The 21,740-nt window shown below is 50.0% G+C and carries 23 protein-coding genes; 9 read left to right on the top strand and 14 right to left on the bottom strand.

Annotation, left to right across the window (positions count from 1 at the left end; genetic code table 11):
- Positions 1–27: 27 nt before the first annotated feature.
- The 4 genes from thiC to K7B67_RS18660 all read right to left on the bottom strand — a co-directional run bounded on the left by thiC (position 28) and on the right by K7B67_RS18660 (position 3,961).
- Positions 28–1,710 (bottom strand): phosphomethylpyrimidine synthase ThiC, encoded by a 1,683-nt coding sequence (gene thiC / locus K7B67_RS18645; protein ID WP_346658279.1) that lies wholly within the window; start codon positions 1,708–1,710, stop codon positions 28–30.
- Positions 1,711–1,862: 152 nt separating this feature from the next.
- Positions 1,863–2,531: an HD domain-containing protein gene (locus K7B67_RS18650; protein WP_252177369.1), complete on the bottom strand. Its 669-nt coding sequence runs from the start codon at positions 2,529–2,531 to the stop codon at positions 1,863–1,865.
- On the bottom strand, positions 2,528–3,358 hold the full coding sequence (locus K7B67_RS18655; RefSeq protein ID WP_252177370.1) for a phosphodiesterase: 831 nt from the start codon (positions 3,356–3,358) through the stop codon (positions 2,528–2,530). Before K7B67_RS18655 ends, K7B67_RS18650 begins: the two co-directional genes overlap by 4 nt.
- Positions 3,359–3,445: 87 nt before the next feature.
- On the bottom strand, positions 3,446–3,961 hold the full coding sequence (locus tag K7B67_RS18660) for a GNAT family N-acetyltransferase (RefSeq protein ID WP_252177371.1): 516 nt from the start codon (positions 3,959–3,961) through the stop codon (positions 3,446–3,448).
- Positions 3,962–4,240: 279 nt separating this feature from the next.
- Here K7B67_RS18660 and K7B67_RS18665 point away from each other — a divergent pair, with 279 nt between their 5' ends.
- Positions 4,241–5,617 (top strand): PhoPQ-activated protein PqaA family protein, encoded by a 1,377-nt coding sequence (locus K7B67_RS18665; protein WP_252177372.1) that lies wholly within the window; start codon positions 4,241–4,243, stop codon positions 5,615–5,617.
- Between the two features lie 4 nt (positions 5,618–5,621).
- Here the strand turns inward: K7B67_RS18665 and K7B67_RS18670 are convergent, their stop codons facing one another.
- Positions 5,622–6,035: a Spy/CpxP family protein refolding chaperone gene (locus K7B67_RS18670; RefSeq protein WP_252177373.1), complete on the bottom strand. Its 414-nt coding sequence runs from the start codon at positions 6,033–6,035 to the stop codon at positions 5,622–5,624.
- A gap of 51 nt (positions 6,036–6,086) precedes the next feature.
- On the opposite strand from K7B67_RS18670, the gene K7B67_RS18675 reads away from it, so the two are divergent.
- Positions 6,087–6,506: a hotdog fold thioesterase gene (locus tag K7B67_RS18675; protein ID WP_276576710.1), complete on the top strand. Its 420-nt coding sequence runs from the start codon at positions 6,087–6,089 to the stop codon at positions 6,504–6,506.
- Positions 6,507–6,522: 16 nt separating this feature from the next.
- Here K7B67_RS18675 and K7B67_RS18680 read toward each other — a convergent pair whose 3' ends face one another.
- From K7B67_RS18680 to K7B67_RS18695, 4 genes are all read right to left on the bottom strand, one after another.
- Positions 6,523–7,398 (bottom strand): SMP-30/gluconolactonase/LRE family protein, encoded by an 876-nt coding sequence (locus K7B67_RS18680; protein WP_252177374.1) that lies wholly within the window; start codon positions 7,396–7,398, stop codon positions 6,523–6,525.
- 56 nt (positions 7,399–7,454) lie between these two features.
- Complete coding sequence (locus tag K7B67_RS18685; protein WP_252177375.1) at positions 7,455–8,018, bottom strand: hypothetical protein; 564 nt, start codon at positions 8,016–8,018, stop codon at positions 7,455–7,457.
- A gap of 160 nt (positions 8,019–8,178) precedes the next feature.
- The gene (locus K7B67_RS18690; RefSeq protein WP_252177376.1) at positions 8,179–8,622 is read right to left on the bottom strand and encodes a YbaN family protein; all 444 of its coding nucleotides are present in this window, start codon (positions 8,620–8,622) and stop codon (positions 8,179–8,181) included.
- Entirely contained in the window at positions 8,615–8,995 is a 381-nt protein-coding gene (locus tag K7B67_RS18695) for a hypothetical protein (protein ID WP_252177377.1), read from the bottom strand. The genes K7B67_RS18690 and K7B67_RS18695 overlap by 8 nt, the downstream gene beginning before the upstream one ends.
- A 147-nt stretch (positions 8,996–9,142) precedes the next feature.
- Here K7B67_RS18695 and K7B67_RS18700 point away from each other — a divergent pair, with 147 nt between their 5' ends.
- Positions 9,143–10,810: a hypothetical protein gene (locus K7B67_RS18700; protein ID WP_252177378.1), complete on the top strand. Its 1,668-nt coding sequence runs from the start codon at positions 9,143–9,145 to the stop codon at positions 10,808–10,810.
- Position 10,811: 1 nt separating this feature from the next.
- The gene (locus tag K7B67_RS18705) at positions 10,812–12,335 is read left to right on the top strand and encodes a PhoPQ-activated protein PqaA family protein (RefSeq protein WP_252177379.1); all 1,524 of its coding nucleotides are present in this window, start codon (positions 10,812–10,814) and stop codon (positions 12,333–12,335) included.
- Between the two features lie 15 nt (positions 12,336–12,350).
- Here K7B67_RS18705 and K7B67_RS18710 read toward each other — a convergent pair whose 3' ends face one another.
- The 4 genes from K7B67_RS18710 to K7B67_RS18725 form a co-directional block, all read right to left on the bottom strand.
- Entirely contained in the window at positions 12,351–13,361 is a 1,011-nt protein-coding gene (locus K7B67_RS18710) for a tryptophan--tRNA ligase (protein ID WP_252177380.1), read from the bottom strand.
- A gap of 179 nt (positions 13,362–13,540) precedes the next feature.
- The gene (locus tag K7B67_RS18715) at positions 13,541–14,512 is read right to left on the bottom strand and encodes a hypothetical protein (protein WP_252177381.1); all 972 of its coding nucleotides are present in this window, start codon (positions 14,510–14,512) and stop codon (positions 13,541–13,543) included.
- A 165-nt stretch (positions 14,513–14,677) separates the two neighbouring features.
- The gene (locus K7B67_RS18720) at positions 14,678–15,337 is read right to left on the bottom strand and encodes an HIRAN domain-containing protein (protein ID WP_252177382.1); all 660 of its coding nucleotides are present in this window, start codon (positions 15,335–15,337) and stop codon (positions 14,678–14,680) included.
- 43 nt (positions 15,338–15,380) lie between these two features.
- On the bottom strand, positions 15,381–16,238 hold the full coding sequence (locus tag K7B67_RS18725) for a HipA domain-containing protein (RefSeq protein ID WP_252177383.1): 858 nt from the start codon (positions 16,236–16,238) through the stop codon (positions 15,381–15,383).
- Here K7B67_RS18725 and K7B67_RS18730 point away from each other — a divergent pair.
- Positions 16,227–16,517 (top strand): hypothetical protein, encoded by a 291-nt coding sequence (locus K7B67_RS18730; RefSeq protein ID WP_252177384.1) that lies wholly within the window; start codon positions 16,227–16,229, stop codon positions 16,515–16,517. The genes K7B67_RS18725 and K7B67_RS18730 overlap by 12 nt on opposite strands.
- 127 nt (positions 16,518–16,644) lie before the next feature.
- Here K7B67_RS18730 and K7B67_RS18735 read toward each other — a convergent pair whose 3' ends face one another.
- The gene (locus K7B67_RS18735; protein WP_252177385.1) at positions 16,645–18,042 is read right to left on the bottom strand and encodes an MATE family efflux transporter; all 1,398 of its coding nucleotides are present in this window, start codon (positions 18,040–18,042) and stop codon (positions 16,645–16,647) included.
- 151 nt (positions 18,043–18,193) lie between these two features.
- Here K7B67_RS18735 and mutM point away from each other — a divergent pair, with 151 nt between their 5' ends.
- The 4 genes from mutM (at position 18,194) to K7B67_RS18755 (ending at position 21,739) form a co-directional block, all read left to right on the top strand.
- Positions 18,194–19,009 (top strand): bifunctional DNA-formamidopyrimidine glycosylase/DNA-(apurinic or apyrimidinic site) lyase, encoded by an 816-nt coding sequence (gene mutM / locus K7B67_RS18740; RefSeq protein ID WP_252177386.1) that lies wholly within the window; start codon positions 18,194–18,196, stop codon positions 19,007–19,009.
- 297 nt (positions 19,010–19,306) lie between these two features.
- Positions 19,307–20,119, top strand: coding sequence for a bifunctional hydroxymethylpyrimidine kinase/phosphomethylpyrimidine kinase (gene thiD / locus K7B67_RS18745; protein WP_252177387.1), 813 nt, complete (start codon positions 19,307–19,309; stop codon positions 20,117–20,119).
- Positions 20,120–20,129: 10 nt separating this feature from the next.
- Positions 20,130–20,990, top strand: coding sequence for an ABC transporter ATP-binding protein (locus tag K7B67_RS18750; RefSeq protein ID WP_252177388.1), 861 nt, complete (start codon positions 20,130–20,132; stop codon positions 20,988–20,990).
- The gene (locus K7B67_RS18755; RefSeq protein ID WP_252177389.1) at positions 20,987–21,739 is read left to right on the top strand and encodes an ABC transporter permease; all 753 of its coding nucleotides are present in this window, start codon (positions 20,987–20,989) and stop codon (positions 21,737–21,739) included. The genes K7B67_RS18750 and K7B67_RS18755 overlap by 4 nt, the downstream gene beginning before the upstream one ends.
- Position 21,740 lies beyond the last annotated feature (1 nt).

Below are 21,740 nucleotides of genomic sequence, written 5' to 3' on the forward strand. Positions count from 1 at the left end.
CGGAGGGCTGGCTCCCGGGGTTTATTTTCAGGCAGTTTCTTCCAGTTCACGCACGTCCCGGGTCATGCGCATGGGGCAGAAATCAGGTCCGCACATGGAGCAGAACTCTGATTCCTTCGCACCTTCCTGAGGTAAGGTCTGATCGTGATAGGCTTTCGCCGTATCAGGATCCAGAGCCAGATTAAACTGATCCAGCCAACGGAATTCGAAACGAGCCTTGGACAGGGCATTATCCCGAACCTGGGCACCGGGATGACCTTTGGCCAGATCAGCGGCATGAGCGGCAATTTTATAAGCTATCAAGCCCGCTTTTACATCCTCTCTGTCAGGCAGTCCAAGATGCTCTTTGGGGGTGACATAACAAAGCATCGCACAGCCATACCAGCCGATCATGGCCGCTCCAATGCCTGAAGTAATATGGTCATAGCCGGGTGCCACATCGGTAGTCAGAGGCCCAAGGGTATAGAAAGGCGCTTCATGACAATGCTCCAGCTGCATCTCCATGTTTTCCTTAATCAGGTGCATGGGGACATGGCCCGGTCCTTCAATCATGACCTGAACATCGTATTCCCAGGCCATCCTGGTCAGCTCTCCAAGGGTTTTCAGTTCGCCAAACTGTGCTTTATCGTTGGCATCTGCGATGCAACCGGGACGCAAGCCATCACCCAGGGACAGGCTGATATCGTAAGCCTGACAGATTTCGCACAACTCACGAAAATGGTCGTATAAAAAATTCTCGGCATCATGCATCTGCATCCACTGCCCCAGAATCCCTCCTCCACGGGAAACAATGCCGGTCACCCTGTTTCTGGTTTTAGCGACATGCTCCCTGAGAACACCGGCGTGGATCGTCATGTAATCCACTCCCTGCTCTGCCTGCTCGATGATAGTGTCCTTCATGACCTCCCAGCTGAGGTCTTGCACCTTACCCCTGACCTTTTCCAGGGCTTGGTAGATAGGCACTGTTCCCACCGGCACAGGGGAGTTCCTGATAATCCATTCACGGGTTTCATGGATGTTTTTGCCTGTGGATAAGTCCATCACCGTATCGCCACCCCAGCGAACCGACCAGAGCATCTTTTCCACTTCTTCTTCAATGGAAGAGGTTACGGCAGAGTTGCCAATATTGGCATTGATCTTCACCAGAAAGTTACGCCCGATAATCATGGGCTCGGACTCAGGGTGATTAATATTGGCCGGGATAATGGCGCGCCCTTCAGCCACTTCCTTTCTGACAAACTCCGAAGTGATATAAGAACCTTCAGTGCGACCCATATTCTCACGAATCGCAATATACTCCATTTCCGGAGTAACTATCCCCTTTCTGGCATAATGCAGCTGGGAGACATTTTGGCCAGCCCTGGCCCTGCGGGGTGTTCTCAGTGCTTTGAAACGAATCTCTTGCAAACGCAGGTCAAACTGACGGGAGCGGGCAAATTCCGAGGAGCGATCGTCCAGCCGTTCGGTATCCGCTCTCTCTTCAATCCATCGTGAGCGCAAACCGGGCAGACCCTGATTCAAATCATGGGGAACGCCGGTCTCTGTGTAACTGCCCGAGGTGTCATAAATCCGCACCGATTCATTCTTGCCGCCGCCAAAACGTTCAGGGGTGTCGTGTAGCTGAACTTTCCGCATACCGACACGAACATCTTCGCGACTGCCTGTTACATAGGTTTTTTGGGAGTTGGGAAAAGGACGACAGGCGTCCATCAGTAACTGCCGATCAAAATCAGACGTATTTTTTTCGCAAGCCATCGTTTTGCTGCCCTTCTGGTTTCAGTCTCAGCCTATGGCGTTCCGACAAGAGTCTCGGAAAGTATAAGTAGATTTCCACCATGCCGACAGAAAAGCACCAATAAACTTCAGCTGTAATCCCCTGAAAGCTCCCTACACAACTGCGCTCTGAAGGCTTGCAAAAATTCGCTGTGACGGGCCGCCATTTTACGTCCGGGCTCTGTTTTCATGGTTTTTTGAATCTGCATGAGCTTGATTTCAAAATGATCCAGCGAGTACTGGCGATCGTTCAGCGTCCGGTTTTCCCCCATAGGGTCTTCAGGATCAAACAGTTTCTGACCCAGTTTGCCACCGGTATAAAAACAACGGGCAATACCAATCGCGCCCAGGGCTTCCATCCGGTCGGCATCCTGAACCACTTCCGCCTCCACCGTCTCAGGAGTGAGGCCAGCAGAATAACTGTGTGTTTTTACGGCATGGCACACGGCACCGATCAGATCTTCAGGAAACGCCAGGGATTTCAGGCAACTTTCGGTCTCTTCAGCCGCCAGCGCAGACGCTTTCGAACGCTCAGGATGGTTTTTTGGCAACACCACAATGTCATGAAAATAACAAGCGGCAAGCACCACCAGCCGGTTAATCTCAAAATGACCTTCATTCATCAACTGTCGTGCGGTTTTCCAGACCCGCTGAAAATGGGAAATGTCGTGAGATGCATCATCGCAGTCCCGGCCTTGCAGGAATTCGACGAAGCGTTCTTCCCAGCTTTTCAGGAGTGCAGGTTCATTAAAGTTCATGGGGCAGGGTCCACAGGCTTTTGATAGCGTTGACAGGTTTTGCTGTTGATAGCGGGAGAATCATGCAAAAAATTGTGAGTGTGTACAACCACTCTGTCGGGGTGAATATCCACCAGGTTATAAACCGGAGGCTCCGGCGAAACAGCGTCTGGTTTAGGGTTATCAAAATCAAACGGTGTCTGGTGCACCAGAGAAGCCGGGCATGAATAACTGATCCCCTGCCAACTGCCGGAAACAGAACGATGCAGATGGCCAAAGAACACATGCCGGATCCGCTCTTTATGAGGCTGGATCACTGACCAGAATGCTTCAGAATTGCTCAGATTATCCCTGTCCATACTCGCCAATCCCGTTGCAAAAGGGGGGTGATGCATAAACAGGCAAACCGGTTTATCTGAAGCCTCCAGTTCATGCTTTAGCCATGTCAGCCTTTGCTCACAGAGCATCCCGCTGCGCTTTTTGCTATCCAGCGTATCGAGACAGATCAGGTTGACTCGTTCTGTCGCAACCGTAAATTGAATAAAACCTTCCTGCTGTCTTGGGTGGTCCGGGAAAACTGCCAGAAAATTCTGTCGGTGATCGTGGTTGCCCATCAGGCAATAGACCGGGAAAGGCAGTCTGTTCAGCTCATTTTTCAAGACGTTATAGGCTGCTTTCTCGCCCCAGTGAGTCAGGTCACCGGTAATAATGCAGGCACTGGCTTCTGGTACTTCCTGCAACAGTGTGTCGACGCAGTGTTGTAACCTTGCCTGTGGATCAATGTCGTAGTTCAACCTGCCCGCTGGAACTAACTGGGGGTCAGACAAGTGTACAAATCGATAGGCCATAAAATGCGATTCCGTTATTGTTGTCAGCGTGAATGATCGTTCGGAACAGTATCGCTTCAGGAGGCGTTCGTTGAGCCCTTATTCAGGTCAATGAGGATGACTGAGAGCTTCTGTCGAACTCAGGCTAAACCGGGCCACTGTTATATTACACCAGCCTTCATACCCCGCCAGGCTCATGCCCAACGACTCAATCACATCCAGGGCAAACTCATTCTCAGGTAACACAAAAGAGATGATTTCTTTAAAGCCCAGTCTTGTGAAGCCCAAATCCGTCACAGCTTCCGCCGCTTCAATCACCAGCCCCCGGCCACGATACTCTGGATTGAATTGCCAGCTCATTTCAACGGTATCACCATAAGCTGAAAATCCGCAGCTGCCAATCAGCCTGTAATTCTCTTTCAGCACAACGGCCCAACGAGACCAGCCTCTCTGGTCAATTTCGACCTGATAGCGCCAAAGATCGGTTTCCGCTGTGGAGGCCGGGGAGTAAGTATTATATTGCCGTTCATTGAGGGGTTCTCCAATGATATTGGCGTAATCTTGTAGATCGGTTTCCTGCCAGGTTCTCAGGATCAGTCGGGGCGTTTCGGCAACAATCAGCACATGAGACTCCAGAAACTTCGTGAACAGGCAACATAAGTACTCAGCCAGAAATATTCGATTCGCTATGGCTAAGTACTTAAGGTTTAGTCGATTTTTTAGCTTTAACCAGAACCTGCACCCAAGTAATAAATGTGTTCTGCTCTCTTCGACCCTGACTCCATAAAAAAAGTTCGCCAGATCGAACCTTTTTTCCGAAGACAGGGTAAACTGACTCACTGTTATTCATTGAAAAACAGCCGATGACATTGAAGGAAACTTCAGCAGCCGGGAGGTCAGCCATTGAATTCAAAATTTCTGGATTTCCTGAACAAAAAAGAAGACCACTTCAACTGGCGCTGCCTTGAAACTTACCATTGTGATGAGTTTCCAACCGTCTCAATCAATCAGTTGGAGCTTATTTCCCAGACCTGGCAGGAAGGCATTCGGTTTGGTCTCCGTCAGCCCCAATGGCAACACCGGCTGACACTTTACTGGCCTGAGCAACACTGGCCTGAGCAACACTGGCCTGAGCAACATTCAGAAAAGCCCTGCCTGCTGATGATTCATGGCGGCTCAAGGCATGATCCATCCCTTGAATTCACACCCTCGCACATTGTCGATGGTGCACGATTATGCCAGCTCACCCAGGCGCCTGTGGCCATCCTCAGGGATGTTCCCAATCAGCCCCTGACCTTTGAGGATGGCGTTCCCAGGTCGGAAGATGATCTGGTTGCTTTTTCCTGGCAAACCTTTCTTGAAGATCCTGAAAACAATGGTTTTATGCCCGTTCAATGGCCCATGGTAAAAAGTGTTATCCGGGCCATGGATGCCCTGTGCGAGTTCAGTGCAACGCTCAGTAAACAATCAGACTCCCGAATTGCTGAGTTCATTGTCGCCGGAGCTTCCAAACGGGGCTGGATCTCATGGTTGACGGCAGCCGCAGACCAAAGGGTCATGGCGCTTATCCCGCTGGTCATTGATGTATTAAACGTGCAGGCCTGTATTTATCATCATCTGAATGTTTATGGCGGCTTTGCCAGTGCCTTCAGCGATTATGAAGACAGTGATCATGACATTCTGTCAAACCTGGAATCTCCGGGAATGCAGCAATTACTGAACGATATTGACCCTTTTGTTTATAGAAACCAGCTTTTTCTGCCTACGTTTATTATCAACGCCAGTTGTGATGAGTTCTTTCCACCGGACTCTGCCCGTTTCTATTACCCCAAATTATCCGAATTAACCTGGCTAAGGTATTTGCCCAATGCCAGCCATTACCTGGGCCGGGACAGCGCTGTCAACACCGATGAGATCATGGCTTCTGTTTTTGGTGCGCTGATCTCGGAGCAGGATATGCCCGCCATGAACTGGCGACTGCTGGATGAAGGCGGTCTGGAAATCAGAACCAGCCTTGAACCTAAATTAGCCCGTGCCTGGCTCTGCCATAACCCGGAGGCCAGAGACTTCCGAAAAGATGTACTGCGACAGGCAGGTATCGGTTATCAGGCAACCCACATAAAACCCGTCGACTCCATGCCCTGGACCTTTCAGTTTTGCCCCACTGCACCTGAGAGTGGCTGGACGGCATTCTTTATTGAACTGGCCTTCGACAATGGAGCGTATCCAGACCTGATCCTGACGTCAGGCATCAGAGTGACACCTGACGTTTATCCATAGACGTTTATTCAAGTGTTTTCTGATCCCGATATTCTTTCAGATTATCCCGCATTTCCTTGCGCAGTTCCTGGTAAGTCTGCATCTGCTGGTCGTTCAGTACCCTCGCCAGTCTCTTTTTTGTTTCATCCCTGTTTTTCTTAAGCGCCCTGATTTTACTTAGCCGGCTCTCGTCGGAGGCCCGAATCTTTTTGATATTCTCCCAGTTATCCTGAAGGATGACGTCTACCCTGGGTTTTTGTTCATCGGTGAGATTGAGTTTTTGCTCCAGCTGGCTGTATGCTTCATCCTGATTCGTCAGAGCTTCTGTCGGAGCCGCTTTTACTCCGACTGCGAAGAATGCCAGCAGGGCCGTAACCAGAATGATGCCCACTGGTGACGAACCAGTGTCCAGAGAATAAAAAGATGCCCGGAGTTTCATAGCAGCTCCTCCTGTGAAACCGAAGACTCAACAAAATAAAAGGTGACGGCCATGTCAATATGGAAGACCCAGGCGACTCCAGAAAGCCTGAATCAGAAATGTGAAGGCAATATGTGCAGCCATGTGGGTATAAAGATAGTAGCAATAGGCGACGACTTTATTCGTGGCACCATGCCGGTAGACGAGAGGACCAAACAGCCTGTTGGACTTTTGCACGGTGGCGCCTCGGTGGTCCTGGCGGAAACCCTGGGCAGCATTGGTGCCAACCTCTGCTGTGCAGAAAATCACTATTGTGTCGGTCTTGAGATCAATGCCAACCACCTCAAGTCAGCCTCTTCCGGACAGGTGACGGGTACTGCCAAAGCCGTGCACATTGGCAGAAGTACGCAGGTCTGGGAAATCAGGATCGAAAATGAGCAGGGGCAGCTGACCTGCATTTCACGACTGACTATGGCGGTAGTTAGCAGATAGCATCCGGTAGCCCTGACTAAAAAACAAACCGGTTTTCTTTCACCCCCCTGACGCCAGCCTCTACAGCAAAAATAGCGCCTGATTCGGGATACAACGCCAGCTCGTCGTCAGAACAAGCCTGACGACAACTGGTGATAAACAACGTTGCATAATCATCGCCACCAAAAGCGACCATGGTTGGGTATTTAACCGGCAAACTAATGGTCTCCAGAAGCACGCCACCGGGAGACAATCTGACCACTGCGCCACCAGCAAAAAGTGCTGTCCAGTAACAACCTTCTTCATCAACAGCACAACCATCAGGCCGTCCCTGTCCAACAGGGAATCGATGAAAAACCCGGCGATTGCTCAGCTCAGCACTTTCAAGATCAAAGTCGCAGGCATAAATCGTGTGCTCGGGGGTATCGGCATAATAGAACGTTCGATTATCCGGACTGAAAGCGATGCCGTTACTGGTTAACAGGGGGCCTGCCTTTCTTCGGCAATCCAGTTGGTTATCCAGCATATAAATCCAGGCATCCGACTTGTCTTTGGGGGGATAAACCGATCCCACCCAGAATCTTCCCAGGGCATCGCAGCGACCATCGTTAAAGCGATTATGAGGTTTGTCAGACTCTGGATCACAAATCGGAGTGATACGACCCGACTCAATGGCGTCAATAAACACCAAGCCGGAACGCAAAGCCGCAACCAGACCACGGGATTCCCTGAAGACAAAACAGCCTATTTCTTCGGGCAGAGCTAAAGACCGGCGGGCACCGGACTCTGGCTGCCAGCTGTTGAGAGATTTTCCGGTGATATCAACCCAGTAGAGGGTGGACGTGGGCTCATGCCAGCGGGGGCATTCCCCCAGAAGAGCGCCAGCATTCAGCACATTTTTAACAGCTTTCATTGGAGTGAATAGTGAGCCCGGTACCGACAGCTTGCAAGTCAATTTACAATAGCGTTTCAGGGGTTCCGGGAGGTGTTTTGTTGCATCATCTGGTTAACTCTCAGCTCCTGCAACAAGAGTTCAATTTGAAACTGCTCTGCTTCGATCAGGGTTTTATAACGAGCCACCACCGCATTCATCTGATCAGACAAGGTACCTTTGGTATCCAGCTCAACACTGTTGGCAATGGACTTCAGCTGGGTATTGATCTCTTTATCCTGGATACTGTTACGGGGCAGGTTCTTGTTCTGCTGAGTCTTTTTACCGGCTTTGGGCTGCAGCTGTTTCAGCTCGGCCTGCATACGGTGACGATAGGTTCGAATGCGTTTCTGCCTGAGGCTTATACGATCCTCGATCATCCGGGCCCGGACTTTTTCATCCATCCCCCGCAGCTTCTCCATATCAAATGGCTCAAGCGGTGCCGCCAGTCCCTTAAGCTCAATGGGTTTGGCATTGCCATCACACTTTTCTTCGGTAAAGACCACAGCGCCATTAACCTGACATTTGTAGATTGGCTTTGCGTAGCCTGCCATCGGAATCAATAACATAGCGGCGCCAAGCAACAGTTTTTTCAACTCCATAATAATACCCTGACTTAATACTTCCCTTTACTATAGTCAGATGGTTGTTTTCATTGGCTCAAGGCTGTCATTAGCTCAAGGCTGTCATTAGCTCAAGGCTGTCATTAGCTCAAGGCTGTCATTAGCTCAAGGCTGTCATTGGCTCACGGCTGTCATTAGCTCATGGCTGTTGATATCGGCGCATCAGTACCCAAAGATAGCAGCTCACCGCCAGTGCAATCAGCCCCAGCACTATTTTCAGAACAACCTGGGGAATCAGCCAAATTGAAATCCCTATGCTCAGCCACAGTAACGCCAGAGCCCGATAGCCTGTTTTGGGAGAGAGTGCCCTGTCCCGCAGGTAGCTTTGCAGGGCCGGGCCAAACTTTGGATGCCCCAGCAGCCACTGATTCAATCTGGGTGAAGAGCGAACACTGAGCCATACCGCCATCAACAAAAATACCGTTGTTGGCATAAGTGGCAACACGGCACCGATAATACCAAGCACAATGCACAGTATTGCTAACACCTGGTATAAGCTTCGCAACACCGGATTTCTGACCAGAAGGTTGTCTTTTTCTGTTGCTATCTGATCAGCCAAATGAGGCCCTTTACACTTACTCAAACGTCGCTTCCTGAATACTCTCTACATAGTCCAGCTCTGCCAGTTTTCTCAGAACTTCATAGTAATCCAGCTGATGGGTGTCACCGACGGCCAGGTACTCTCCCGGGCGACACTGTGTTTTTCCTGGTGAAGCCCGGTACACAACCAGCGTTGGATCAATCGCCATGACCTGATCGACATACTCGATTTTGTCCGGAATGCAGAATTCGTAGGACACCGCTTTGACGTTGTTACCAGAACCACGAAGGCCCTCCTTGTCCAGCGCATTGACATCAAACCGGACTTTGGCCATATCCCCCACTTTCCAGCCCAGCGTGGAGCAACCACCCAGTAACAGGGCCAGGAGGAGTAGAGCAGAGGTTTTCAACGACATAAAGTAAAAACCTTAAAAGATGACTTGAATGTCTATATTAACTCTTTTTTCTGTTTTATGGGTCTACAGGAAAAGATAACTCAATCCAGAAATGACCACTCAAAATGTATCTATACTATTGTTCTCCGCACTTGAGATCGGTCCAACATGCATTTCCATATTCTTCTTCGAGTAGCCTTGGTGCTGCTACTCCTGATTGCCAACAGCAGTTTTTCCGCCCCTGAGAATGAGACTTCCGGGTCTACCGAAGTGTCTCAGCACGCTAATGACTATCTGGATAGTATTCGTAATGATCGCCCGGCACTCCAGAGGGTCATGAATCGGCTGCCAAAAGGCGGCAATCTTCATCATCACCTTATGGGGGCTATCGAGCCCAAAGAAATCATTGATATCGCAATAGAACGAGGGTTTTGTATCTATAAAAGCCAGCGTATAGCTCCATGTGACTGCTGTGCGCAGTCCGTAAAGGATTATGTCAGTCATGAAGAAAACCGTGCAGCCCTGATCAAACTGCTGACGCTTCCTGAAAGTACCGACACCTTAGCAGTTCGAGACAGGCATTTCTTCGACTACTTTCCTGTGGTTGAAGGCCTTTTCGATGGCATAGATGCCCACTTCGTTTCATTTATACGTAAAAAAGCCGCTATTGATGGGCTTTCCTACATAGAATCAACTATCTACTGGAATGAAGCGAGCGGGCCCGGTAAGTTGTTTGCTCTCATCACCCATCTCCCCACACCCGATCCAAATAACTCCAAAAGTCTGGAAGATTTTCGTGCCAGACTGACCTCCCAGCCGGATTTTCAAACCCAGTTGAAGGCTGCCGCCAAGGAGATAAGCAACGCTCTGAAAACGTCTGATGACCATTTGCAATGCTCTCTCGGCTCCGCTCAGCCCGCCTGTTCTGTCACCGTCCGGTTTTTACACGAAATTCACCGGACGAATACCCTGCCCCATGTTTACGCCCAGATGATCTTTGCCTTTGAACTGGCTCAATTAAGCCGTTCTGGCAAGGATCCTCAAATACTGGGCATCAACATAGACGGGCCTGAAAATAATCCTACGGCACTGGACGACTACCTCAGCCATATGAAAATGCTGAGCTTTCTGAAAAATCACAAAAAATATCCTCTGGTGAAAGACAATATCACCCTTCATGCAGGAGAACTGGTTCAGGCCACGGCCGAGGATTCTTACTATCGAACCACTCTGGCAGAGGCTATTCAGATGGTTCAGCCCAAGCGTATAGGTCACGGAATAAGCCTTATGGCGCAGAACTGTCTGAAGCAATCCGGCTCCGACCATCATGAAGAATACGTCAACTGCAGTACTGAATTACTGAAAACCATGCTGGATAAAGACATTGCGGTTGAAGTTCCCTTCACCAGTAACCGGAGATTGAATGATGTCGGACCCGATACACATCCCTTTCTTATATACCTGGGTCACAATATTGCGGTGACGCTGGCTACTGATGACCCAGGCATACTGAAAATCGATTTGACCAGTCAGTTCGTAGAGGCGCTCTATGGCTTCCGCCATCATCATGGTGACGAGAATCCCCTGTCTTTTGACCGGGTTCTTGAACTCACACGAAACAGTCTGGAATACAGCTTTCTGCCCGGTCAGAGCCTTTGGGTAAAAAGCAAAGATCACGTTCGATATCAAAAAAGGGTTCAGGCCTGCCTTGATCTTAAATCAGAAGCCTGTAATAAATTTGTTGGCAATAACCTCAAGGCAAGACTCCAACGAACTCATGAGTTAAAGTTGAAGGAGTTTCTTGCTACTGACTTCCAGCAGGCAGTCTCGTTTTAAAATGACAAAAGAACTCATCCCCAGCTCTCAGCCCGGCTTTCTGGTATTACTCTGCTTTTGTCTTCTGATTCTGAAGCATCCGGCTTATGCCGGGAGTTATCTTAAAATCTCTCCCGACAACTGCACTCCCTCTTACCTGGGCAAACACTTTCATGACGTGCTGCCCTGTTACCTGAAACAGGAAGATAAGCATTATCAATGGCGTGTTGCAGCAGCGACGGAAGAGCGCGTTGAGCTGAATGGCAAAGCGCAGAAGGTCAAAGTCTACCCTGTCAGAATGAAGTCTCTGCGCTGGACGACAGGCGAGCAGGACAAGGTCTCTGACCCGGTCTGGGAGCACCGAATCAGGGTGTATGTACCCGAAAAAATCAGCTCCGACAGTGCCCTGCTCTATATCAATGGCGGCATCATCCACCAGCCTGAAGATCACCCCAATAAAAACAAGGGAGCCACTGATGCCCTGCAATTTTCCCAGATAGCGGCCAAAACCCGGTCAGTTGTCGTTGAACTGAAAGATATTCCCAACCAGTTCCTGCGATTTGGACAGGGTAAACCGCTCAGAGAGGATGCCCTGGTTGCCTATACCTGGCAAAAATTTATCGATAACCCGGAGAAAAACTACAACTGGCCTCTCCAGCTGCCTATGGTCAAGGCTTCCATCCGGGCCATGGATACCGTTCAGGCACTGATGCAAGAGAAACAGATAAAAATCAGCCATTTTGTATTGGCCGGAGGATCGAAACGGGGCTGGGCGGCCTGGATGACCGCGGCAATGGATAACAGGGTTTCAGCCATCATCCCCATGGTCATTGATGTTCTTAACCTTCAGAAAAGTATGCGACACCAGTTCAATAGCTACCAACGCTGGGCTCCGGCTATTAAAGACTATTACTCTCTGATGCACACCATCGGCACCCAACCTATGAACCAGTTAATGGAAGTGGTCGACCCCTATTCCTACCTCGCTCAGCTGACCATGCCAAAATACATCATCAATGCCACTGGCGATGATTTTTTCTTACCCGACTCCAGTCGTTTTTACTTCAGTGACCTGAAAGGCGAAAAGTGGCTGAAGTTTTTTCCAGACCTGAGACATTACATTCTAAAAATGGATCAAACACGAGTCAGTGAAACCATCGAATCTTTTTACGGAGCCATCATTGAAGATCGTCCCATGCCCACGATCAACTGGACTCTCTCGGATAAAAACCTGAAAGTCGAAGCTTCTATGCCTCCCAAAGCCATGAAACTGTGGACGGCAGTCAATCCTGAAGCCAGAGATTTCCGAACCACTCCCGACAATCCCAAGGTCAGCCCCTTTAAATCCGAAGCACTAAAGTTCCAGTGCCATGAAAGCTGCCGGGTAAAAGTCGTGTTGAAGACACCCGAAAAAGGTTGGAAAGCCAGCTTTGTGGAACTGATCTATCCCAACCCACCCTATCGTGACCTGTCATTTACTACCAGGGTATTTATCACTCCGGATGTTTATCCTGAGCCGGTAAGGCAGCCAGCCCCTGAGGACTGACTGAGAACCTGAAAATCAGGCGAAAGGACGGATACCTACTTTACTGCGGATATCCTGAAGGAAAGGTGCTGCTTCAGCACGGGCCTTGTCCGCACCTTTTTTCAGCTCAGCTTCAATAAATGCCGGATCAGCCATCAGAGCGTTATAACGCTCACGGGGCTCCCTGAGTACATGGTTGATGTATTCAAAGAGTTCATTTTTCAAATCTCCCCAGCCCGCACCGGCTTCATACTGACGACGCTTCTCAACGACTTCCTGCTCCGTTGCAAAAGCCGAAAAGATCTGGAACAGCGTACAGGTTTCCGGATCTTTAGGCTCTCCGGGCTCCAGAGAATTGGTTTTGATCTTGCGGATCAGCTTGAGCAGCTTTTTCTCAGGCACAAACAACGGAATAGTATTGTCATAGCTCTTGCTCATCTTGCGACCATCCAGGCCATTGAGAACCGCCGTGTTTTCACCCACTACCGCCTCTGGCAGCACAAATTGAGTCTTGTAGTGGTGGTTCATTCGACCGGCAATATCCCGGGCCATTTCCAAGTGCTGAACCTGATCACGGCCCACTGGAACACGGTTGGCATTGAACATCAGGATATCCGCCGCCATCAGGATCGGGTAATTGAACAACCCCATCAGCACGCCCTTGTCCGGGTCAGACTCGCCCGCTTCCTGATTGCTCTGGGTAGCTGCTTTATAGGCATGGGCACGATTCATCAGACCTTTGGCGGTCATGCAACCGACAATCCAGTTCAGCTCCATAATTTCCGGAATATCAGACTGACGATAGAAAGTGACACGGTCAGTATCCAGACCCAGGGCCAGCCAGGTCGCGGCAATTTCCAGCCCGGACTGGTGAATACGCTTAGGGTCACGCCCTTTGATCAGGGCATGGTAGTCCGCCAGAAACAGGTAGGACTGAATATTCTCATCACGGCTTTCTTCAATCGCAGGTCGAATAGCCCCCACATAATTGCCCAGATGTGGCGTGCCTGTGGTGGTAATACCGGTTAATACTTTGGTCTTTGTCATGGGGTCACTCATGGGCCTCACGAAGTGGCAATGGGCACTTCACTGGAAACGGGAAGGCAGCATTATAGAAGAGGCAAGGCAGGCAGCTCAACCACAGGGCACTGCTGTCCGGTTAAGCACACTCAAGTTCCATAGCCAGGGGCGTCTGAAGCTTGAATTCTTTTAACCGGACAAAAAGACTACTCTGGTTTTTTGTGACAGTGTTTCCTACTACAAACGGGTTTGGCTGGGCAGTTCATACCGGGGCAGACAATATGTTCATAGAGGCTGGAACCTGCTGGGCAATTATCCCAAGTTGTAAAAGCAGAGCAATGAAGAATAGTGCAACCATCACCACTACATAAATGGCAGGCAGGAGAAAACTGTTCAACAGTGCATATACATCCGGGACAATCACCATGGAACGATGGGCTCTCGCATTTGGAGCAAAAATCGTCTTCATCGTTAGCTGCATCGCTAACTTTATTGCTACCCTCATCCTTACTAAGCCAACACCTTGCACACTTTTGAGGGCTGGGCGCTGAATGGCTAGCTTTATTGCTACCTTCATCACTCTCGCTCTGGTCGTTCAAAGCTGGGCGGAAGAAGGGTGAGAAATACAAGGCACCAACAAATACCCCACATGACTTCTCACCACTATCCGTTACCGTTTCATATCCAAATTCAAATCCTTTGCCGACGGTAGACTGGACGCAGATGTCCAGGTGACCTGGGTTCCGGTTTCTGTTTTTGAATACGTAATAGCTCCTGGATGCGTAATGATAGCCATTTTCGTTTTTGTCAATATGGGCAAAGGAACTGAGCCAGGTGGCAAGATGCTCATAGTTTGAATTAAGCCAACGGAAGTTGGCGGTGTACTGTGTGTCCAAAACGGTAGTATCAAGTAATCGCGGGTATGCACAGACAAACGAATCTGGCTCAGTTCCGGGGATGACCTTACCAATCAGATCGCCAGCCTCTGCTCCAGCGTCGGAAGGCATACACATCAGGACATCGGGACGAGCAGCCTCGAAGATATCTGTCGTTAACTCGCCCGCCTCTTTCATCGTGCCAGAGATGCAACCAGCGCGCATATCCTTGGTACAATAGTCAGCATAAACGTTCAGGGTAGTTGCGAATAATAAAAACAGTGTGGAGAAAAACTTATGCATGAGGGGTTTCATAAGTCACTCTTTTTTCATGGCTAAGGGACAACGGATATAGGCAAAGAGTGAAAAAACGTCAAGTTTTTGCTTATACAATCAAATCGTGATGAACGACAATGGTCATTTAAAAATAGAAAAGGCCTAGCGGGCAGAAAATAGCTTGTCAGACCATCAATGAAACTGAGGGTTAACTTTTGTATAAACGAAAATCAATGGTCGCTCGTTGGTGCCATTCTTTCGCATAATCTCGCCGCTAACAGAGTGCCCTGCTTTTAGGTGACGATGAAACAACTCAAGCCGACCCCGATCAACATAGCCGAGTTTGTTTCCATCCATCTCAATTCGAATAGCATCAGAATCGTGACGATTATCTGGCTCTGGGATAAATTGGACCAATGCACTTACCGCTAGATCATTTGAGCTGATTTCCGATTCATGACGAAACCCTGCCACTTCAGTAACGAACTCAAAGGGTCCGTTTGCATTATCAAAAGGATGAACCAGCTCAAACCCATCATCCGGTAACCGTGCCCCAACATATCCTAGCAGTGTAAAGTCACTCATCTCTGCATCAGGGTTAAGCCCCCTAAGCTCCAGATAACGATAGAAATCGCTACGGTTACGAGGTGGAATTCTACGAGTGAACGCCTCAAGCACCTGGTTTTCATATGAAATGACACCATCCCTGATTCTGAATGCAGGGTGACCCGCAAAACCATGCAAACAGGCCTGCTGAAAGTCCTCAGTGTCTTTAAAGTAGTTGAAAACAATTTTGCCTTCCTTGCGTACCAGCTCGCCCACGACAAAACGTGAACGGTCTCTGCTTTCCAATGCCTGCCATGACAATAGTAAACGCTCAGGCTCAATCAGATGCTCAATATACCTCATTTGCGACTTTCTCCAGATGTTCGAGCAGAATACGCCGTCTCAGAATCGTTAACGTGTATACAAAATCTGCTCTTTCCACAGTCAGTGGCGATTTTATCCTAAAGGTTGTCAATTCGCTAAGTGCCTTTTCCAGAGCATCCTCTCCCCAGCTGAGTCTATCAAGCAACAGAGGAACAATTGCCGGGTACTTATTACAGAAGCGATAAACCCCGTCGATAAGAGGTAATCGACTGTCCTCCTCAAGACTCCATTTCATATGATGTTGCCCTTTTCGGATGTAGGCCCGCAAGCTATTTTCGTCAGTAGTATAATGCCGGATCTTTTTTTCAAACAGCTCATGACCAAGACTGGTACCATTATCAAAAAATGGAGACAGTCTGGCCGATTGCTCGCCGTCATTCCAAATAACTCCCCAGTTTTCCTGATGACGGTCGGTATTCCCAATCAGGGCATCGTAACAAAGACATAAGCCCCAGTATTCTTGCCAGCTATGACTGAGAATTTTTAATTGAGAGAGCAGCCTGGAAAATTTAACAACGGTATCCAGATTGTGTAATCGTCCTTTCTCCCGATCATAGCCTTCAATCAACGATTGCATATGGTCACCACCATGGGTAAATCGTTCCTTTACCTCGGTTGAATAGCCTAAAAACCATTCAATAATGGAGCCTGACTCACCAGTGTCAGAGTTAAGTGCAACAAAAGCAGGAGGAACATCCAGCTTCATTAGTCGACCTATTTTGAATGCAATAATTTCAGCCCAATATTGATCTGGATGTCTTGGTTTTCTTGGATCTTTTGCACTTTTGATAGCCTCTTTGAAGAGATATCTATGGTTTGGCAAACAGAAGTTGTATGGAACAACTGCCGGGCACACTCTCAGGCTTTTATCTCTGGCTCCAACAGGGAAAACTTCATAGTCTTCATGAACGGGCCATTGAGCAATATCTACGATCTGGTCACTGCTCTGGATGACATTCTCTCGATTAATCAACGGATAGCACCACACCAACAAATCAGGGAGTTTTTGATTCTAGTGGTTAACCTGATAAAAATCCTGCTCGCTTTATCTGACATCTTGAAAAACAGGGATCACCCCGACTGGCAACCGATGCCACGATAAAACAATCCCGGCACAGGCAGAGTCTTACAAAACTCTCCCTGTGCCGGGATTTTTCACTTCACAGACAACCAGGTATTATTCTTTCGGCGAATGCCCCAGACCTTCATGGGTGGCATTGAGGAATAGCTCAAACGACTTCCATGGCTACCAATGCTTTTTCAACAGCTCTCTTGCTCAACGACCTGAAGCGTAACAGCAGGAATACCGCCGAAAGCGTCAGGGCCAGCACTAATCCGATCCAGAGACCATGAGGACCCATGGGTTCATCGACAATAAAATCCGTCAGACCCAGGGTATAGCCCAGTGGCAGGGCGATACCCCAGCAGGCAATCAGAATAATGATCATCGGCACCCGGGTATCCTTGTAGCCCCTTAACGCACCATTGGAAGCGACCTGAATCCCATCGGCGTACTGAAACAATGCAGCAAAAATCAACAGTTGGGCAGCCAGTGCTTTAACCGCTGTATTTTGGGTATAAAGTGATGTCAGAACATCGGCAAACGCCCACATAACGGTAGCCGTCAAAGTAGCGGTCAGCAACGTTGAGACAATACCAGCATACCCTGAAAATCTTGCAGCCCGAGGCTCACCGGCCCCCAGAGCCTGACCTACCCGGATGGTGATTCCCATGGACAGACTCAACGGCACCATAAACGCCATGGCAGAGACATTCAATGCGATCTGGTGACCGGCAACGGTCACAGCGCCCAGCTTGCCGATGACTAAAGCAACTGCAGAAAAGATACTGGCTTCAAAAAAGATCGCCAGACCCATGGGGACACCCAGTCTCAGGTGAGCAGCAATATGCCTTATTTCCGGCCATTCAAAGCGGTCGAACAGACTCACTTCAATATGACTTTGATGGAACCGGGTGTGGTAGAACATCAACAGGCACATCACCCAAAAACAAATGGCGGTGGCATAACCACAACCTACGCTGCCCATTTCCGGAAAGCCAAACTTGCCATAAATCAGCACATAATTAACCGGAATGTTAACCAGCAAACCAGCAAAGCTGATGAGCATGGCCGGTTTGGTAATGGAGCGCCCTTCGCAATAGCTGACCATGGTTTGATATAAACAGATACCGGGCACACCCCAGGCTAATGCCCTCAGGTAGGCTTCCGTTTTGGCCGCCATATCGGCATCAACTTCCAGAATAGTGAGCAATGGCATGGGGTTCATCATCAACACCATGCCCACCACGCTTAGCACCAGGGACAGCCACATAGCCTGACGAACCGGTGACGCAATCTGGTCAATTTTTTGGGCACCAAACAGATGGGCGACAGTGGGTGTGGTCGCCATCAGGATACCCCTGACTAACAGATAGAGCGGAATCCAGATACTGGAGCCAATGGCGACCGCGGCCAGATCTTCTGCCGAATATTGACCTGCCATGCTGGTATCCACAAACCCCATACCGGTAGTCGCCAGCTGCGCGCCCAGAATCGGGGCCGATAAATAAATAAGTTCTCTCAGTTCCTTAAAATAGCGTTGGTAGAGTGGTGGGTTGGTTGTCATGGTTTCTCACTTTCAGGATGTGCTTTTACCAAAACTGAACCGGGGTAAAAGTGGAACTATATTACCAGCCACATGACAACGTTTGGTATGGGTAATTTTGTCAGAGACCCATCACATCGCCTTTTAACCACATCTTTGCTACTGTTTGCAGATGCCTGAATTACCTGAAGTTGAAACGACCCGCAGAGGTATTGCGCCTCATATTGTCGGTCAGACCGTATCGGATGTTATTGTTCGCAACCCACGACTGCGCTGGCCGGTTCCGGAACAGTTGCAGCAGCATTTATCCGGACAGGTTATCCGCTCAGTCGCACGGCGGGCGAAATATCTGCTGATCAAAACCGACGCTGGAACCCTGCTGGTGCACCTGGGGATGTCCGGAAGCCTGCGCATATTGACTGAACCGCAGGAACCCCAAAAACACGACCATGTTGATCTGGTTTTCAGTCATGGCATAAGGCTGAGATACACCGACCCGAGAAGGTTTGGAGCCATTCTGTGGATAAACGACGATGTAACAAGCCATGACCTGTTAAGCAAACTCGGCCCGGAACCTCTTGGCGATGAATTCACAGCCCAGAGGCTTTATCTCAAATCCCGGGGAAAAACACAGCCGGTAAAAACCTTTATCATGGACAACCATGTGGTCGTCGGGGTCGGCAACATCTATGCCAATGAAGCCCTGTTCAAAGCAGGCATTCGGCCTGACCGGCCCTGTGGAAAAATTTCCAAAGCCCGCTACGAGCGACTGACCGAAAGCATCAAAGAGACTCTGGCAAAAGCCATTGAGCAAGGCGGCACAACCCTGCGGGATTTTGTCGGGGGTGACGGGAAGCCTGGCTATTTTAAACAGGAACTGGCCGTCTATGGACGCAGGGGAGAACCCTGCATTCATTGCTCAACACCCATAGTAGAAATCCGGCTGGGAAATCGCAGTACCTGCTTCTGTAAAAAATGTCAGCGGTAACCGGCCTTTTGAGGAATGGACATCCCTACTGAAACAAAATAGACTCGCACACGGTTTCAATGTAATTGACGGGTTCCCTCTGTCAATGGCACCCAAACTCCGTTCACCCTGAGCGGAGTCGAAGGGTGCCGGGCACGGTCTTTCTTGTTGGTTCGGAGTCCACATCCTTCGACTCCGCTCAGGATGAACGTAGATTGTTCACATCAAACTCATTGAAATGATGCACTCGCCCCGTTGGTTGGGGTGTCCGGGATGCGTGTTTCCCGGTCAGTTCGAAAAAACAAGCGAACGATGACGATGACAAATGAGACACCAATTGCCCTTACCATTGCCGGATCGGACAGTGGTGGTGGTGCCGGTATACAGGCAGACCTGAAAGCCTTTTCAGCACTGGGCGCTTATGGCTGCAGTGTTATTACCGCCCTGACTGCCCAGAATACTCAGGGCGTGCAGGGTATTTTTGACATTGAACCAGCCTTTATTCGTGCACAGCTGGATTCCGTCTTTTCCGACCTCGCTATCAAAGCCGTAAAAGTGGGTATGTTAAGCCAGCCCCAAGTCATCACTGCGGTTGCCGATACTCTGACTCACCACCGCCCGGCTTACCTGGTGGTTGACCCTGTTATGGTGGCTACCAGCGGTGATGTTCTACTGCAACAGGCTGCCATTGAAACCCTCAAACAATCACTGCTTCCCAAAGCCAGCCTGATTACCCCCAACCTCCATGAAGCAGCGGTGCTGCTGGATCGTCCAATGCCCGAAAACCAGGATCAGATGATTGCTATGGTTGAGCCTCTGCTGGCGCTTGGCTCTCGGGCGGTGCTTCTGAAAGGTGGTCACCTTGGTGGTAATCATGACAAGGCGGTTGATTTTTATCACGACGGCACATCCCTGCACCGACTGGAGTCCAATTGGATAAAAACCAGTAACACCCACGGTACAGGCTGCACACTGTCCTCGGCCATCACCGCCCTGTTAGCCCGTGGTTACACCATGAGCGAAGCCATTCCAGAGGCTAAAAAATACATTGCGCAAGCCATTGCTCACGCCGACAAGCTCAATATTGGTCAGGGTAACGGACCTGTACACCACTTCTACAAAATCTGGTGACCCGGTCTGAATGTTTGATGTTGTAGTAAAAGATGCTGCCCTGGCTTATGGCGACAAGGTTATTTTTAACAACCTTAACCTGACTCTGGCAGGGGGAGAATGGACCTGTCTGCTCGGTGGCAGCGGGGTAGGCAAGACCAGCCTGTTGCGATTGATTGCCGGTTTATCCACAGAACAGTCCGCAGCCTCTGATAAAAACGCTTTAATCACAGCTGGCAGCGTGCTCTGCCAGGATGGCTGTTCCCTGCAGGGTCGTATTGCCTGGATGGCCCAGCAGGATCTTTTGCTGCCCTGGTTCTCAGTGATGGACAATATCACGCTGGGTGAACGGCTCAGAAGTTCTGCTTTTAGTATTCGCTCATGGCTTCCTAGTCGCTCATGGCTTCCTATCCGCTCATGGCTTCCTATTCGCTCATGGCTGCCTAGTCGTAAAAAAGTCCCTGCCGACGCAATAGCAAGAGCCAGACATATTCTCGAACAGGTTGGCCTTGTGGATAAGTCTGAGGAATTACCCCAGAACCTTTCCGGAGGCCAACGACAGCGGGTCGCCCTGGCCAGAACCCTGATGGAAAATCGCCCCCTGGTACTGATGGACGAACCCTTTGGCGCCCTGGACGCCATCACCCGGCTGAACCTTCAGGACCTTGCCTGCGAGCTACTGGCCAATCGAACGGTACTGTTGATCACCCATGACCCTCTGGAAGCCCTGCGGTTGGGCCATCGTATCTATCACCTTCAGGGTCATCCTGCGACACTGACTGAAGCCATTATGCCACCCGGCACCCCACCCAGATCATTGGCAAACAGCACCTTGATGAGCCTGCAGGGTGAACTGCTGGAACGACTCAGACACGAGGGAGCACTAACATGAAATCCTGGCTGCCACTGCTCAAGCCTGTTCTGGTGGTGCTCGGCCTACTGGTCATTTGGGAAACCATTGTCGTACTGTTCTCGATGCCGGACTATATATTACCGGGCCCACGGGCAGTACTGATCAGTATGTACGACAATGCTTCTTTACTGTGGGAGCACACGCTGGTCACCCTGACAGAAATGCTGCTGGGTCTGGTTCTGGGGGTTTTGCTGGGCATTATGCTGGCTATGATACTGGTCTATTTTGTTGCCCTTCGCCCCTGGCTGCTCCCACTGTTGCTGATCACTCAGGCGGTTCCGGTCTTTGCCCTGGCTCCCATACTGATGCTCTGGTTTGGCTACGGTCTGGCGTCCAAAGTGGTCATGACGATTCTGGTGATTTTCTTCCCGGTCGCCACCTGCTGCTATGACGGCCTGCGCCATACCCACCAGGGCTGGCTGGACATGGCCAGAACCATGGGTGGCAACCGCTTTTCCGTACTCCGTCATATCCGCTGGCCCGCCGCCCTTCCTGCCCTGGCTTCGGGCTTGAGGGTGGCGGTGGTTGTGGCTCCCATAGGGGCGGTGGTCGGTGAATGGGTAGGCTCCAGCGCCGGACTGGGCTATCTGATGTTGCAGGCTAATGCCCGTCTCTGGGTAGACCAGATGTTTGCCGCTCTGACGGTACTGGCTTGCTGTTCGGTCGGTCTCTATTTCATAACCGATCTGGCCTTGAAAAAACTGATCCCCTGGCAACCTGCCACCTGAC

This window comes from Endozoicomonas sp. 4G (assembly GCF_023822025.1).
Lineage (GTDB): Bacteria > Pseudomonadota > Gammaproteobacteria > Pseudomonadales > Endozoicomonadaceae > Endozoicomonas_A.

Bases quoted from the DNA above. Each gene is read 5' to 3' on its own strand.
- thiC (WP_346658279.1), bottom strand. From the start codon at position 1,710: ATGGACGCCTGTCGTCCTTTTCCCAACTCCCAAAAAACCTATGTAACA.
- K7B67_RS18650 (WP_252177369.1), bottom strand. From the start codon at position 2,531: ATGAACTTTAATGAACCTGCACTCCTGAAAAGCTGGGAAGAACGCTTC.
- K7B67_RS18655 (WP_252177370.1), bottom strand. From the start codon at position 3,358: ATGGCCTATCGATTTGTACACTTGTCTGACCCCCAGTTAGTTCCAGCG.
- K7B67_RS18670 (WP_252177373.1), bottom strand. From the start codon at position 6,035: ATGAAACTCCGGGCATCTTTTTATTCTCTGGACACTGGTTCGTCACCA.
- K7B67_RS18675 (WP_276576710.1), top strand. From the start codon at position 6,087: ATGTCAATATGGAAGACCCAGGCGACTCCAGAAAGCCTGAATCAGAAA.
- K7B67_RS18680 (WP_252177374.1), bottom strand. From the start codon at position 7,398: ATGAAAGCTGTTAAAAATGTGCTGAATGCTGGCGCTCTTCTGGGGGAA.
- K7B67_RS18685 (WP_252177375.1), bottom strand. From the start codon at position 8,018: ATGGAGTTGAAAAAACTGTTGCTTGGCGCCGCTATGTTATTGATTCCG.
- K7B67_RS18695 (WP_252177377.1), bottom strand. From the start codon at position 8,995: ATGTCGTTGAAAACCTCTGCTCTACTCCTCCTGGCCCTGTTACTGGGT.
- K7B67_RS18700 (WP_252177378.1), top strand. From the start codon at position 9,143: ATGCATTTCCATATTCTTCTTCGAGTAGCCTTGGTGCTGCTACTCCTG.
- K7B67_RS18705 (WP_252177379.1), top strand. From the start codon at position 10,812: ATGACAAAAGAACTCATCCCCAGCTCTCAGCCCGGCTTTCTGGTATTA.
- K7B67_RS18710 (WP_252177380.1), bottom strand. From the start codon at position 13,361: ATGACAAAGACCAAAGTATTAACCGGTATTACCACCACAGGCACGCCA.
- K7B67_RS18715 (WP_252177381.1), bottom strand. From the start codon at position 14,512: ATGCATAAGTTTTTCTCCACACTGTTTTTATTATTCGCAACTACCCTG.
- K7B67_RS18730 (WP_252177384.1), top strand. From the start codon at position 16,227: ATGGTTTGGCAAACAGAAGTTGTATGGAACAACTGCCGGGCACACTCT.
- K7B67_RS18735 (WP_252177385.1), bottom strand. From the start codon at position 18,042: ATGACAACCAACCCACCACTCTACCAACGCTATTTTAAGGAACTGAGA.
- mutM (WP_252177386.1), top strand. From the start codon at position 18,194: ATGCCTGAATTACCTGAAGTTGAAACGACCCGCAGAGGTATTGCGCCT.
- thiD (WP_252177387.1), top strand. From the start codon at position 19,307: ATGACAAATGAGACACCAATTGCCCTTACCATTGCCGGATCGGACAGT.
- K7B67_RS18750 (WP_252177388.1), top strand. From the start codon at position 20,130: ATGTTTGATGTTGTAGTAAAAGATGCTGCCCTGGCTTATGGCGACAAG.
- K7B67_RS18755 (WP_252177389.1), top strand. From the start codon at position 20,987: ATGAAATCCTGGCTGCCACTGCTCAAGCCTGTTCTGGTGGTGCTCGGC.